Origin of the sequence: Rhizobium sp. BK650 (assembly GCF_014195325.1) — a bacterium.
In the GTDB taxonomy this organism is placed as follows: domain Bacteria; phylum Pseudomonadota; class Alphaproteobacteria; order Rhizobiales; family Rhizobiaceae; genus Rhizobium.
The window spans coordinates 31,300-44,538 of sequence record NZ_JACIBK010000001.1 but is presented as its reverse complement, the minus strand read 5'-3'; the positions used below and the strand labels follow the sequence as shown (position 1 = coordinate 44,538).

The 13,239-nt window shown below is 60.0% G+C and carries 12 protein-coding genes; 5 read left to right on the top strand and 7 right to left on the bottom strand.

Annotated elements, in window-relative coordinates:
* Positions 1 to 45 precede the first annotated feature (45 nt).
* Positions 46 to 933 (top strand): LysR family transcriptional regulator, encoded by an 888-nt coding sequence (locus FHX15_RS00220; protein WP_184392631.1) that lies wholly within the window; start codon positions 46 to 48, stop codon positions 931 to 933.
* Between the two features lie 31 nt (positions 934 to 964).
* Here the strand turns inward: FHX15_RS00220 and FHX15_RS00215 are convergent, their stop codons facing one another.
* The 7 genes from FHX15_RS00215 to FHX15_RS00185 form a co-directional block, all read right to left on the bottom strand.
* Positions 965 to 1,735 (bottom strand): FadR/GntR family transcriptional regulator, encoded by a 771-nt coding sequence (locus FHX15_RS00215; RefSeq protein WP_184392629.1) that lies wholly within the window; start codon positions 1,733 to 1,735, stop codon positions 965 to 967.
* A gap of 19 nt (positions 1,736 to 1,754) precedes the next feature.
* A complete protein-coding gene (locus FHX15_RS00210) occupies positions 1,755 to 2,816 on the bottom strand; it encodes a four-carbon acid sugar kinase family protein (RefSeq protein ID WP_184392627.1) in 1,062 nt (353 codons plus the stop codon).
* Complete coding sequence (locus FHX15_RS00205) at positions 2,813 to 3,805, bottom strand: ABC transporter ATP-binding protein (protein ID WP_184392625.1); 993 nt, start codon at positions 3,803 to 3,805, stop codon at positions 2,813 to 2,815. The genes FHX15_RS00210 and FHX15_RS00205 overlap by 4 nt, the downstream gene beginning before the upstream one ends.
* On the bottom strand, positions 3,805 to 4,809 hold the full coding sequence (locus FHX15_RS00200; RefSeq protein ID WP_409526993.1) for an ABC transporter ATP-binding protein: 1,005 nt from the start codon (positions 4,807 to 4,809) through the stop codon (positions 3,805 to 3,807). Before FHX15_RS00200 ends, FHX15_RS00205 begins: the two co-directional genes overlap by 1 nt.
* Complete coding sequence (locus tag FHX15_RS00195; RefSeq protein WP_184392621.1) at positions 4,809 to 5,768, bottom strand: ABC transporter permease; 960 nt, start codon at positions 5,766 to 5,768, stop codon at positions 4,809 to 4,811. The genes FHX15_RS00200 and FHX15_RS00195 overlap by 1 nt, the downstream gene beginning before the upstream one ends.
* 2 nt (positions 5,769 to 5,770) lie before the next feature.
* Complete coding sequence (locus tag FHX15_RS00190) at positions 5,771 to 6,727, bottom strand: ABC transporter permease (protein ID WP_184392619.1); 957 nt, start codon at positions 6,725 to 6,727, stop codon at positions 5,771 to 5,773.
* Between the two features lie 135 nt (positions 6,728 to 6,862).
* Positions 6,863 to 8,497: an ABC transporter substrate-binding protein gene (locus FHX15_RS00185; protein ID WP_184392617.1), complete on the bottom strand. Its 1,635-nt coding sequence runs from the start codon at positions 8,495 to 8,497 to the stop codon at positions 6,863 to 6,865.
* Between the two features lie 277 nt (positions 8,498 to 8,774).
* Here FHX15_RS00185 and FHX15_RS00180 point away from each other — a divergent pair, with 277 nt between their 5' ends.
* The 4 genes from FHX15_RS00180 to pdxA all read left to right on the top strand — a co-directional run bounded on the left by FHX15_RS00180 (position 8,775) and on the right by pdxA (position 13,217).
* A complete protein-coding gene (locus FHX15_RS00180) occupies positions 8,775 to 9,680 on the top strand; it encodes a dihydrodipicolinate synthase family protein (RefSeq protein WP_184393964.1) in 906 nt (301 codons plus the stop codon).
* 10 nt (positions 9,681 to 9,690) lie between these two features.
* Positions 9,691 to 10,875: a sialidase family protein gene (locus tag FHX15_RS00175; RefSeq protein WP_184392615.1), complete on the top strand. Its 1,185-nt coding sequence runs from the start codon at positions 9,691 to 9,693 to the stop codon at positions 10,873 to 10,875.
* A gap of 182 nt (positions 10,876 to 11,057) precedes the next feature.
* Positions 11,058 to 12,191, top strand: a complete 1,134-nt coding sequence (locus FHX15_RS00170; RefSeq protein WP_184393962.1) for an iron-containing alcohol dehydrogenase — start codon at positions 11,058 to 11,060, stop codon at positions 12,189 to 12,191.
* Between the two features lie 27 nt (positions 12,192 to 12,218).
* On the top strand, positions 12,219 to 13,217 hold the full coding sequence (pdxA, locus tag FHX15_RS00165) for a 4-hydroxythreonine-4-phosphate dehydrogenase PdxA (RefSeq protein ID WP_184392613.1): 999 nt from the start codon (positions 12,219 to 12,221) through the stop codon (positions 13,215 to 13,217).
* Positions 13,218 to 13,239: the final 22 nt, after the last annotated feature.

The following is a 13,239-nucleotide window of genomic DNA, read 5'->3' as shown; positions in this document are numbered from 1 at the left end:
ATCTAGTACCGTTCCCTTCTGCGAGAAATTCGCTATTCTTTGCCAATGGCTGATAAAAAACGCACAGAGCCGGACTGGCAGGACATCAGGATTTTTCTCGCACTCGGACGACATGGCAGCCTCTCTGCCGCCGCACGCACGCTGCGCGTCAACCACGCTACGATCGCACGCCGATTGCATTCGCTGGAGGAGACGCTTGGTGAAAAACTGGTCGAGCGCCGCCCCGATGGCTACGTACTAACACCCGCCGGAACACGCGCGCTGACGGCAGCGAGCGACATGGAAGCCTCGGTCCAGACGCTCGGACGCGGCTGGCAGGACGATACGCCGAAAGGGCTTGTACGGATCAACGCCTCACCCGCGCTCTCGCAGGGGTTCCTTATCCCTCGGCTGGCGACGATAACGACGCAATTTCCCGGCTTGGACATCGATCTTGCAACCGACCTTCGCACCATCAGTCTCGAACGCCACGAAGCGGACATCGCCATCCGCCTGGGAAAACCGCTGGATGGAGATCTCATCGCCAAGCAGCTCGCAACGATTGGATACGGCTACTACGGCACGCAGGAAGTCTGTCGGCAGGTCGAAAACGGCGCCGAGCCAATCTTCGTCGGATTTGACGAGGTGAGCGGCTACGTGCCGGAGGCGACCTGGCTCGCTCGGCAATTTCCGCATACGCGGGTATCCTTCCGTGCCAACAATCAGGTATCCCAGGCAATGGCTGCCAAGTCAGGCGCCGGTCTAGCGCTGCTGCCCCATTATATCGGCCGTACGGAGAAGGGCCTGCACCCTTGCCCGCTAGAGCCAGTCCCGCCGCCAAGGGAGGCCTGGCTTCTCACCCGCCGCCAGCACCGCAAGGACCTGCCGATCCGGACCGTTGCCGAATACATCACCAAGATTTTCACGATGGAACGTGCCTTGTTCGAGGAATAAGGGTGCGCGTCCTGTCTGGATCTGGTCCTTGTCAGAAAGACAGGTCGAGCACGCGCCCTTCAAACAAGCGGTCGCGGGAACCCTCGAGATGCGTACGCATCAGATCGCGGGCATCTTCGGCCCTGCCTTCGGCGATCGCCTTATAGATTTCATTGTGCTCTTGGTACACCTGCTCCAGGCCCGGCCGCGGACCGAGCAGCGAAAGCCCGTGCAGGTGCATGCCAACGGCAATATGCGCTTTCAGGGCATCCATGGAGGCGGTGTAATAGTGATTGTTGGCGGCCTCAGTGACGGCGCGGTGGAAAACGAAATCGGCATCCACGCGATGTAGCTGATGGCTGGTCGCCTCCCGCAGATCTGCAAGTGCTGCGGCAATCTTCCGGATCGCCGCATCGTCGCGGCGCTTCGCTGCAAAATAGGCGGCCGCCGGCTCGATCGTCAGGCGGAATTCATAGCAGCGCTGGATGTCGGCAATCGTCTTCACTGGCGAATAGGCGAGCTGGGCTGTCGGCGAGCCATGCGCACTCACGAAGGTGCCGGCGCCCTGCCTTGCATAGACGATCCCCTGTTCGCGCAAGCGCGCAAGCGCGTCTCGCACGATCGGGCGCGAAACACCGAGCATCGAAGCCAGTTCGTGTTCGCCCGGAAGGCGTGAATCCGGCGGGTAGTTGCCGGCGCGGATGCGTTCCATCAACTGGTCGAGGACGCGATCGACCAGCTTCACGGCCCTGCCGCGCTCGGGCCGCGCCTGAGCCGCAGCTTCCGGATTCACCGATCCACTATTCGCTTCATCCACTCTCATTCTCCCCGCTGGCATACGCTCAAGCCGCCTGATTCCGAATGATCAGTCTTAGCAAACTATCCGGATTGCCGAAGCCCCCCGACTTGACGGCACACCGGAACTGCCTCCCGTCGATATCCCTGATCTCGAACCAGGGAACGCCGGCCTCGATTTCCCCCTTCGGCAACAAGACCGTGACGCCCAGTTCGCGGAAAATGGCAAGCGCGGTATCGCCGCCTCCCACCATGATCATATCCGGCTTCGTATCATCTATGACCGATTTCACGCCCTGCGCAAAGCGAGCGGCGACAAGCGCGGCATCGACGTTCGTCTCGCCCGTGCAACGCAGCAGTGCCGGCAGCGCCAACCCCTCGCCGCTTTCGACTACACCCATCGGCGCATCGACGACGATGCGGAGCGCCCGCGAGGCCTCGAGGCGGTCCATCTGCGCAGCAGTGATCGGATCGCGCGAACCGAAGGCAAAAAGCGTTTTCCGCGTTGCAAGGAATTCCGGAGCCAACCGTGCCGCCTCACCGACCCGGCGCGCGAGCGCGGAGCCCAGGCCGCGAGCGCCGACGGCGAGAACCGAAAGCCAGTCGTTTTCGGCTACGATCATATCGAGATCGGTATCGTCCTCGGCATCGGCAACTGTCACGTCGCGACCATATCCGGAAAAGAGATCGGTGATCGGCAACGGATGCTCGACGCCACGCCCAACCACGCAGCCACGATAAGTAATCCGCTCCTGATCGGGAATGGCAGGCGCCAGCAGGATGCTCTCAAGACCAAGCGCATCGGCCAGCGCAATACTCTCGACGGCAACATTGCCTTTGAGCCGGGAATCGATCTTCTTCATGAAGATTGGAGTGCCGGCAGCGCGCAGGACCTCGGCAGCGGCCCGCACGCGCGCCCCCGCTTCCTCCTCAGGCAGATCGCGCGAGGCTGTATTGACGACAACGACTTCTGCTCCGGTTTGAAGCACCTGTCCGGCCGCTTCGACATCGATCGCGACGGCGACCGACAGCCCAGCCTCGACAAAAGGGGTGCCCGTATCGAGCGAGCCGGTCAGATCATCGGCAATGATGGCGACTTTCAGTGTCATGAGGCCCGCCCCGGATTGACGGCGTGGCAGGCGACGAGATGGCCGGGCTTCGCCTCTTTCCATTCCGGAATGACCTTGGAACAAACGTCCATGGCAATCGGGCAGCGCGTGTGGAAACGGCAGCCTGACGGCGGGTTCAGCGGACTCGGCACGTCGCCCTGCAGGATTTGGCGCTTGCGGTTGCGCTCCAGTTCAGGATCGGTTTCCGGCACTGCCGACAGCAGCGCCTTCGTATAGGGATGCAGCGGATTATCGAAGAGTTCTTCGCGCGTTGCGAGCTCGGCCAGCCGACCGAGATACATGACGCCGACGCGCGTGCTGATGTGGCGAACGACGGCTAGATCGTGCGCGATGAAGAGATAGGTCAGGCCATATTTTTCCTGCAGATCGAGGAGCAGGTTGATGATCTGCGCCTGGATCGATACGTCCAGCGCCGAGATTGCTTCGTCGCAGACGATGAACTTCGGCTGGCAGGCAAGGGCACGGGCGATGACGACGCGCTGGCGCTGGCCGCCCGAGAGCTCATGCGGGTAACGCTGAGCAAAACGCGTCGGCAGGCCGACATCGGTGAGCAGGGCTGCGACCTTGTCCTTCAGCTCCGCCTTGGTGGCAAGCTTGTGGAACAGTATCGGCTCGCCGATCGCCTCACCGACCGTCATGCGCGGATTGAGCGTCGAATAGGGATCCTGGAAGACGATCTGCAGGTCGCGGCGGAAGGGCCGCATCTGCTTTTCATCGAGCGTGGCTATGTCCTGGCCCTTGTAGACCACCTTGCCGCTGGTCGCCTTGTAGAGATTGAGAATGGTGAAGCCGGTTGTCGATTTGCCGCAGCCGGATTCGCCGACGAGGCTCAGCGTCTCGCCTTCCATGATCTCGAGATTGACATTGTCGAGCGCATAAACGGTCGCCGAGCGTTCGCCGAAAGCGCCGAGCTTGACGTGGAAATGCTTGACGAGGTTTTCGACCTTCAGCAGCGGTTGAGCACCCATCACGCAGCCTCCTGCATTCTCTGGACGACGAAACAGGCGGCGCGATGCGCGCTGTCGCCGGAAACCGGCTCTAGACGCGGCACCCGTTCATGGCAGACGGCTTCCACAAGCGGGCAACGCGGCGCAAAGGGGCAACCCTTCGGCCGGCGGCCAGGCTCCGGAGGCGTCCCACCGATTGAGGACAGGCGGCTTGCCGGCGCATCCGAAAGCTTCGGGATCGAGGACAAAAGGCCGCGCGTGTAAGGATGGCTGGGACGAGCGTAGAGCTCGTCCACCGGCGCATCTTCCACGACTGTGCCGGCATAGAGCACGGCGACGCGGTCGACGAGACCGGCGATCAGCGCGAGGTCGTGGGTGATCCAGACGACGGACATGCCGAGCTTGGCGCGCAGATCCTTCACCAGGTCGACGATCTGGGCCTGAATGGTCACGTCGAGCGCGGTCGTCGGTTCGTCGGCGATCAGAAGCTTCGGGTTGCAGGCAAGACCGATCGCGATCATCACGCGCTGGCGCATGCCGCCTGAAAGCTCATGCGGATAGGCCATCAGCCGCTCTTCAGGGCCTGGAATGCCGACGAGGCGCAGGAGCTCCACGGCGCGTGCGCGCGCATCCGCCTTCGACATCTTGCGGTGATAGATCAGGGGCTCGCAGATCTGGTCGCCGATGCGCATGACCGGATTGAGCGACGTCATCGGATCCTGGAAGACAAAGCCGACATCGCCGCCGCGCACCTTGCGCAGGTCCCTATTCGACATCTTCTGCAGATCGCGCCCGTCGAATGTCGCCGAGCCCTTCGCCACCTTGATCTTGTTCGGCAGGAGCCGCATCAGGCTCAGCATCGTCAGGCTCTTGCCACAGCCGGATTCGCCGACGACGCCGAGCGTCTCGCCCTTGTTGACGTAGAGATCGATGCCATCGACGACGACGGCCGGGCCACGGCGCGTATCGATCTCGATGGTGAGATCCTTCACGTCCAGCAGGCGTTCATTGCTTGTTGCATTCATCATTTGCTGCCCCGCGGATTGAGTGCGTCGTTGAGGCCGTCGCCGAGGAAGCTGAAGGCCACCGAGGCAAGACCGAGCACGGCGGCCGGAGCGGCGAGGAGATGCGGATAATGCTGCCAGACGCGCAGGCCGTCCGAGATCATGTTGCCCCAGCTGGGGGTCGGCGGATTGACGCCGACGCCGAGGAAGCTGAAGGCGCTTTCCAGCACCATTGCGGTACCGAGGCCGGCGCTGACGGAAACGATCAGCGGACCAAGCGCATTCGGCACGATATAGCGCAGGATAACGATCCAGTTGGAAAGGCCGAGTGCTTGGGCCGCCGTGACATAGGGACGATTGCGAATTGACAGAACCTGGGCGCGAACCAGACGTGCATAAGGTGGCCAGGAGATCAGCGCCATCGAGCCGAAGACCAGGATGAAATCCACCCAGACCGCCTGGCGATATAAGGGATTGAGGGTCGCAAGATACTGCGCCTCCATCCACTTGGTGATCGGCGTCTTCAGCGATGCATTGATAACGACGACGAGCAGCAGATTCGGCACCGACATCGTCACATCCGTCAGCCACATGATAACCCGGTCGAAGGGATTGCCGAAAAAGCCGGCGACCGCGCCAAGCAGAAGCCCGATCACGACAGCGATGAACGTGACGATGACGGCAACGAGGAAGGCCGTGCGCGTACCGAACACGATGCGGCTGAAGACGTCGCGCCCGAGGTCATCAGTGCCGAAGAAATGCGCCAGCGACGGCGGCGCGTTGCGTGAAGCAAGATCCTGGCTGAGATAGTCGTAGGGGGTCAGTGCGGGGCCGAAGATTGCCGCGAAAGCGAGAATGACAATCACGATCAGGCCGAAAATCGCAAGCTTGTTGCGCTTCAGGCGTTGCCAGGCATCGCGCCACAGGCTGACCGGCGGCTCCTCGGCCGTATCGATCGTCGAAAGAGGAATAGCGGACATGATCAGCGGCTCCTTCTGGAATCGTTGGCGCGCGGATCGAGCAGTGGATAGAGCACATCGACCAGCAGGTTCGACATCATGACCAGGAAGGATCCGATCAGGGTAATTGCAAGAATGACGGGATAATCGGAATTGGTGAGCGCCTGTACGGTCAACCGGCCGAGACCCGGCAGGCCGAAGACGAGCTCGACGAAGATGGCGCCGTTGACGATCGTGATCATGATGAGGCCGAGCTGCGTGACCACAGGTGTCAGCACCGGGCGCAGGATATGCCTCAGCGCAACCACGATTTCCGGTACGCCTTTGGCGCGCGCTGTGCGGACGAAATCTTCGGACAGCACTTCGATGACGGCGGCGCGCGTCTGGCGCACGATCAGCGCGATCGGCTGGAAGGAAAGCACGATGAGCGGCAGAATGATGCGCGCGTCGAAGACGCCACCCCAGCCGTAAGGCACCTTGATCATCGGCAAGAGCACGATGAGGCCGACCATCAGCAGCGGACCGGCCACGTAGGCAGGGATCGCCCAGAGGAAAAGCGCGGTACCGGTGATCGTATAGTCGACGCGGTTGTTCTGGTTCAGGGCCGCGAGCATGCCGAGCGGGATCGCAACGACAGTCGTCAGGATGATGGAACAGAGCGCCAGCTGGAAGGAAACGGGTGCGGCCGCCGAAACCATTGCCCAGACGGAGCGGCCTGACGTCAGCGAGTTGCCGAACTGACCATGCAGCAGGTTCCAGATATAATAGCCGAACTGCTCGACGAAGGGGTTGTTGAGGCCAGCACTTTCTCGGATCGCCTCGATACGCTCCGGATTATAAGCGACATCCCCCGGCGCACGAAGAAAGATCAGCTTGATCGGATCGCCCGCACCGTAGAAAGCCATCGCGTAGACTGCCATCATCACGACGAGGACGGACGGAATCCAGATGGCAAATCGCGTTAGTATATAACGAAGCAAGACCACCTCCCACCTTTTATCAGGAGCGCTTTCCGCAAGCTGCGCGGATCACGCTTACCCTTCTTGAACTTGCGCGAAGACCTCGCGGCCTTCGCGCGATTGCTTGAGCTATCGAGAATTGGCTTACCGTCTCAATCAGCCGATCGATACGTCCCAGGGAGCGACGACCTGCCAGTCGAGGTTCTTTTCCATGGCCTTGACCTCCTTGCTCGCCCAGCGGGACATGGCTTGAGAATACCATGGAATGAACACCCAATCCTCGCGGAATGCCTTCTGGGCCTCTTGCGCGAGTTTCACGCGATCCGGATCGTCGGCAGCCTTGGTTGCAGCTTCTGCAAGCAGACTGTCTACCTTATCGTTCTTATACTTGCCGAGCTTGTTCTGGGCGTGGGACGAGGTGGAGGCGATGCAGCCGGTGAGATAGGAGACGGCATCGGGAACACGGGTGCCGACGTCGTCTCGCAAGATCTGCACCGCGTTCTGGTTCGGTCCCCCATCCTGCTGCGGCTTCATGTCGACGGACGTTATTCCGAGGTTCTGTCGCCATTGTTCGGCGATGAACTGCGCAGCAGCCTGGATGGCTGGCCCCGAAATCCCGACAAACATAAGCTTGGGAAGACGGTCAGGTCCGCCATAGCTCGATTCAGCAAGCAGCTTCTTGGCCGCTGCCGGGTCATAAGGATAGGGCTCGAAGCCGGAATTATCGGCACCCGGAACCGAATTCAGGATCTGGTCGGCCTTCTTGTGCGGACCATCCGGATAAGACGCCTTGAATAGGCCGTCGCGATCGACCGCCATGATCAGGGCTTGGCGGACTTTGGGATCGTCCATCGGCGCGCGCGAGGTGTTGAACCAGAAATGCTGGCTGGTCGGGATGAGCGGGCCGGCAGAAAATTCCGGGCCGAGATCCTGAATGATGGTCGAGGTGACGAGCTCGGTATGAACGTTATATTCGCCGGACTTGATCAGCGAGGTCGCCGTGACATTGTCTTCGATCGAGCTGATCTCGATGCGGGCGAGCTTCGGCTTCGGCCCGAAGAAATTCTCGTTGGGCTCGAAGGTCACCGTGCCGGCGTCGATATCGAGCGCGGTCAGTTTGAAGGGGCCTGAATAGACGGCGCCACTGTCGGGCTTGTACCAGTCAGCCACTTCCTCGCCATCGCTGCCGCGCGACTGGGCAGCCTTGGTGATCGGCACGATGTGGTTTGCAAGGCGCATGAAGAAGATGGGGTCGGCTTCCGCCAGCGTGCAGACGACAGTCGATTCATCAGGCGTCGAAACGCCGGTCAACTCGTTTGCAGAGCCGGCGGAAACTTCCTTATAGCCGGTAACCTTGCTCAACACCTGATCAACGCGCTGGTTCTTGGTGCCGGGCATGGCCGAAACCTCCCACGAGCCTTTGACATCGGCCGAGGTGATCTTGCTGCCATCGGAAAAAACTGCCTTCGGGTTGATCTTGAACGTCCACACCTTCTTGTCGGGCGAGTCCCAGCTCGTGAAGACGTAGGGTTGGATTTTGCCGTCGGCGTCGAAATACATTGGCGAGGCCCACCAGAACGAATTCCAACGGAAGGTTCTGCCGCCGCCGCGTAACGGCGACCAATCCTGATCGAAGGCTGGATTGATAGCCTTCAGAACCTGCCCATCTTGCGCCATGACGATGCGAGCGCTCGCACCGAAGAGCGAGAAACCGACGCCGGCCGCAAGCCCGAGCTTGAGCGCGTTACGGCGGGAAATCTGCGAAAAGTCTTGTTCATTACCAAATGTCATTTGCTCCTCCTGGCAAATAGTGCGCCCTTTCGAAAGACCTCCCCGAAGCTGCGCGACAGAGACCAGACAATCACTTCATAATGTAAACATGTCAATGAAAAATCTTGATATGAAGTCATTGCATCGGCTGAATAAAATTTTTATTTATTTAATTCAAACACTTGTTTCGCAATAAGAACAAAAACGAAATTTGTTAGATTGACAACAGCACGGCACTGAGATGAATACAGGCAGCGAGGAACTTGCCCGGAGCGCCGAGATCGACGAGGAGGATCTCTTGAACAATCACAAGATTACAGGCGTCTACAGCGCCGCAACCACCCCTCTCAACGCCGATGGCAGCCCCGATCTCGGACTCTTCACTGAACATTGCGAGCGGCTGATCGAAGAAGGATGCCACGGAGTGGCACTGCTTGGAACGACAGGCGAAGCCAACTCCTTCTCTCTCACCGAACGCCGCACAATCCTCGAGGCGGCTCTGGAAGCCGGCATTTCCGCCGATGAGCTCTTGCCAGGCACGGGCGTCGTTGCCATTCCCGAGACAGTCGAACTGACGAAGCATGCGCTTTCGCTTGGCGTTACCAAGGTGGTTATGCTCCCGCCCTTCTACTACAAGGGCGTCTCCGACGAAGGCCTCTTCGCCGCCTATGCGCAGGTTCTGGAGAAGATAGGCGATAGCAGGCTTCAGGTGATCCTCTATCATATTCCGCAGGTTTCGGGCGTTCCACTTTCCATTCCGCTTCTCTGCCGGCTGGTTGAAGCATTTCCGGAAACAGTCGTCGGCATTAAGGAATCTGCCGGCGATTTCAATAATATGCAGGCGATCGTAGCAGCCTGCCCCGGCTTCTCTGTACTCTGCGGCGCCGATCCGCTTCTGCTGCCGCTGCTGAAGGCGGGCGGCGCCGGTTGCATTACCGCCACCTCGAACCTCGTCGCACATTCGCTACGCACCGTTTACGACCACGTGCATGACGAGACGAGGAGTGTAGAAGTCGAGACCGCGCAGGCACGTATCAATGCCTTTCGCACTCTGTCGAACTCCTATGTCCAAATCCCGACGATCAAGGCCATGGTCGGCCTGAAGACCGGCAATGCCGGCTGGCGGCGCACACGCCCGCCTCTCGTACCACTCAATGATGCTGAATATGCGGCGCTCGCCGAAGGTTACGCAAAGCTGCCGTAAGGAGGATAACATGCAGTCGACAGGCTTAAAACCCGAAGAAGTTCCGTCGTTGATGGACGGCATCCTCAGGGCAAATACCGCGCAGACTGGCCGATTTGATGCTTATCTACCCTCGCCCTGCGTCCAGAACCATGCTGCCAATCTCGCTTTTCTGGCCGATGGGACGCTGACGTGCGTCTGGTTCGGCGGTACAATGGAAGGCATGGGCGACATATCGATTTACATGTCGCGGCTGGCACCCGGCACAGAGCGCTGGACCGCACCGGAGAAAATGTCTGACGATCCCGCAAAGTCCGAGCAGAACCCCTTGATTTTCAATGCGCCGGATGGTCGGGTTTGGTTGCTCTATACTTCCCAAACATCAGGCGATCAGGACGGTGCAGTTGTCAAATGCCGGATCTCGGCAGATGGCGGCAAGAGTTTTGCACCGCCCTCTATACTTTGCGACCTGCCTGGCACCTTCGTGCGCCAGCAGATTGTGGTCAACACAAGGGGCGAATGGCTGCTCCCGATCTTCCGCTGCGGCAGCCTGCCCGGTCGGCGCTGGAGCGGCGATGCGGACACGGCAGGCGTTATGATCTCAGGCGATCGAGGAAAAACCTGGCAGATTAATGAGATAGACAACAGCCTGGGCGCCGTTCACATGAATATCGTGCCGCTTGAAGACGACAGAATGATCGCCTTTTTCCGTGATCGCTATGCGGAGAATGTCCATGCATCTCAGTCGTCAGATCAAGGAGAAACCTGGAGCACGCCCAAGCCGATCGAGTTGCCCAACAATAATTCGTCGATCCAAGCTATAAGCCTCCGAGACCGGAGGATTGCGATGGTTTACAACCACAGCAACGCTCCTTCTTCCGACGCCCGACGCCAATCGCTTTATGACGAGGTGGAAACCACCAAGGCTCCTGTTGCTGAGACTCCCGGTGCAACAGTTAAAAAAGCGGTCTGGGGTGTTCCACGCGCGCCACTAAGCGTTGCAGTGTCCACGGATAACGGGGCGCACTTCGAGCATAAATTAGATCTGGATAGCGGCGATGGCTATTGCTTGAGCAACAATTCGAAAGACATGCTCAATCGCGAATTCTCCTATCCCTCGATCACCCAGGGACCGGACGGCACCCTTCATGTGGCCTATACCTATTACCGGCGCTCCATCAAATACGTCCGTCTTCCGTTGGGCTCAATCGCCTAAGGGTTAGCGAATGGGGAAAGTGTGGGGAGCGCCGGTATGTGAAAGCGATCAGCGCTTTCAGGCGCACCTCGGACGAACTCTTCGCCAAGCAGGAAAGGCCAAAACTCATTCTCGCCGTCATCAGGCGGCGTAACCAATTTGAATCGCTGACGGCCCTGACCGTCACGCTCGGAGAACCTAATATGGTCAGCTTGGATTCACCTGTTACCGTTGTTCGGCCACATCTGATTGAATTCGGTGTCGGGACCGCCGGGAAGCTCGGAGCCTGGGCCGCCAGCAAGGGCTATTCCAGAACGCTGGTTATCTCGGATGCTTTCAATGCCGCACGCATCGATGTCTTGCAGTTGAAGGGTGAGGTTTCGGTCTTCTCTGATGTAACGCCCGAGCCGGATATTGCCAATCTCGACAAAGTGCTCGCCGCGGCAGAAGCGACACAGGCTGAGCTCATCGTCGGCTTCGGCGGTGGTAGCGCCATGGATCTTGCCAAACTCGCTGCCGTACTCGCCGGCTCGCAACAGACGCTTCGCGAAGTTGTCGGCCCGAACAAGGTGCAGAGGGCGCGCAAGGCAGCGCTCGCGCAGGTGCCGACGACATCAGGCACGGGCAGCGAGGCCGGCATCCGCGCGCTGGTCACCGATCCCGAAACAAAGGCCAAGCTTGCGGTAGAGAGCCTTCATCTGCTCGCCGATATCGCCGTTATCGATCCGTCGCTGACTTTTTCCGTCCCAGCCCGCACCACTGCCGCGACCGGCGTCGATGCGATGGCACATTGCGTCGAGGCCTTTACCAATCGCAAGGCGCATCCAATGATCGACATGTACGCGATCGAAGGAACGCGACTGGTCGGCAAATATCTTGCGCGAGCCGTTCGTGACGGCTCGGATGCCGAAGCCCGCGCTGGGCTTTCGCTTGCATCCCTCTATGGCGGTTTCTGCCTCGGTCCGGTCAATACGGCCGGCGGCCATGCCCTCGCCTATCCGCTCGGCACCCGTTGGCATGTCGCGCATGGAGCCGCAAATGCGCTGATCTTCCCGCACGTTCTTGCTTTCAATACCCCGGCCGTGCCGGAAAAGACGAAGGCGGTCATGGAAGCGCTCGGTTACGACACATCCCAGACCGTCAAATCGGTTTTCGATGCGGCCTACGCCTTCTGCGCCGAACTCGGTATCGAGATGACTCTGTCCGGTCTCGGCGTGGCGAAAAACGATCTCGACGCCATGGCCGACGATGCTTTCGCCATTCGCAGGCTCCTGGATAACAATCCGCGCGAGTTGACGCGCACTGACATACGCTCGATCTACGAAGCAGCCTATTGAGGCCGCGCTTTCAAGAGGAACTGACCGATGGACCGAAATGCAAAAGTGGCAGTAACCCTCGGCGATCCCGCTGGCGTTGGGCCTGAAGTGATCGTAAAGGCGCTGGCGGCGTTGCCAGCGGCCGAACGGCGTGATTTCGTTATCGTCGGCAATAGAGAAGCGCTGGAACGGGCCGCACGCGCGACCGGCGTCACTCTGGGTTTCGGTCCCTCCGCCTCTGACGACGGGAACACGATTGCCGTCGACGAGGTGCCGCTTGGCGCTGCGCTCCCCGAAATCGGCAAGGTGAGCCCGGTGGCGGGCGATGCATCTGTCCGTTACATCGCCCGCGCAGTCGATCTCGCAATGTCGAAGGAAGCCGATGTCATCGTCACGGCGCCGATCAACAAGGAGGCTATGAATCTGGCCGGCCATCATTTCGACGGCCATACCGGCCTTCTGGCGCATCTGACCGGTTCAAAGAGCTCGTTCATGCTGCTCGCTTCCGAACGGCTGAATACCATTCACGTCTCCACCCATGTCTCTCTGAAGGGCGCGATCGAACGGGCGAAGACCGAACGCGTGCTGGCGACAATCGAGGCTGGCCACAATCACTTCATGCGCCTCGGCAAGAAAGCGCGCATCGCTGTTGCCGGTCTTAACCCGCATTGCGGAGAAAGCGGCCTCTTCGGAACCGAAGACACGGAATTCCTGGCGCCCGCCGTTGAGTTGGCGCAGGCGAAGGGCATCGATGTCGTCGGCCCCATCTCCGCCGACACGGTCTTCGCTCGCGCTTACAACGGCGCCTTCGACCTCGTCATCGCTCAATATCACGATCAAGGCCACATTCCGATCAAGCTCGTCGCTTTCGAAACCGCTGTCAACGTCTCCCTCGGCCTGCCAATCGACCGCGTCTCCGTCGACCACGGCACAGCCTTCGATATCGCTGGAACCGGCCGCGCCAACCACATCAACATGCTCTCGGCGATTGCCTACGCGCGGCTGATGGCGAGATCGCCGCGCGGGACCACAACATTGGCTTCCTGAGCAACGCATTTTCGATTTCAGC

What these genes read in the sequence shown, in the direction of transcription:
- FHX15_RS00220 (WP_184392631.1), top strand. Translation starts at nt 46, where the DNA reads ATGGCTGATAAAAAACGCACAGAGCCGGACTGGCAGGACATCAGGATT.
- FHX15_RS00215 (WP_184392629.1), bottom strand. Translation starts at nt 1,735, where the DNA reads ATGAGAGTGGATGAAGCGAATAGTGGATCGGTGAATCCGGAAGCTGCG.
- FHX15_RS00210 (WP_184392627.1), bottom strand. Translation starts at nt 2,816, where the DNA reads ATGACACTGAAAGTCGCCATCATTGCCGATGATCTGACCGGCTCGCTC.
- FHX15_RS00205 (WP_184392625.1), bottom strand. Translation starts at nt 3,805, where the DNA reads ATGGGTGCTCAACCGCTGCTGAAGGTCGAAAACCTCGTCAAGCATTTC.
- FHX15_RS00200 (WP_409526993.1), bottom strand. Translation starts at nt 4,809, where the DNA reads ATGAATGCAACAAGCAATGAACGCCTGCTGGACGTGAAGGATCTCACC.
- FHX15_RS00195 (WP_184392621.1), bottom strand. Translation starts at nt 5,768, where the DNA reads ATGTCCGCTATTCCTCTTTCGACGATCGATACGGCCGAGGAGCCGCCG.
- FHX15_RS00185 (WP_184392617.1), bottom strand. Translation starts at nt 8,497, where the DNA reads ATGACATTTGGTAATGAACAAGACTTTTCGCAGATTTCCCGCCGTAAC.
- FHX15_RS00175 (WP_184392615.1), top strand. Translation starts at nt 9,691, where the DNA reads ATGCAGTCGACAGGCTTAAAACCCGAAGAAGTTCCGTCGTTGATGGAC.
- FHX15_RS00170 (WP_184393962.1), top strand. Translation starts at nt 11,058, where the DNA reads ATGGTCAGCTTGGATTCACCTGTTACCGTTGTTCGGCCACATCTGATT.
- pdxA (WP_184392613.1), top strand. Translation starts at nt 12,219, where the DNA reads ATGGACCGAAATGCAAAAGTGGCAGTAACCCTCGGCGATCCCGCTGGC.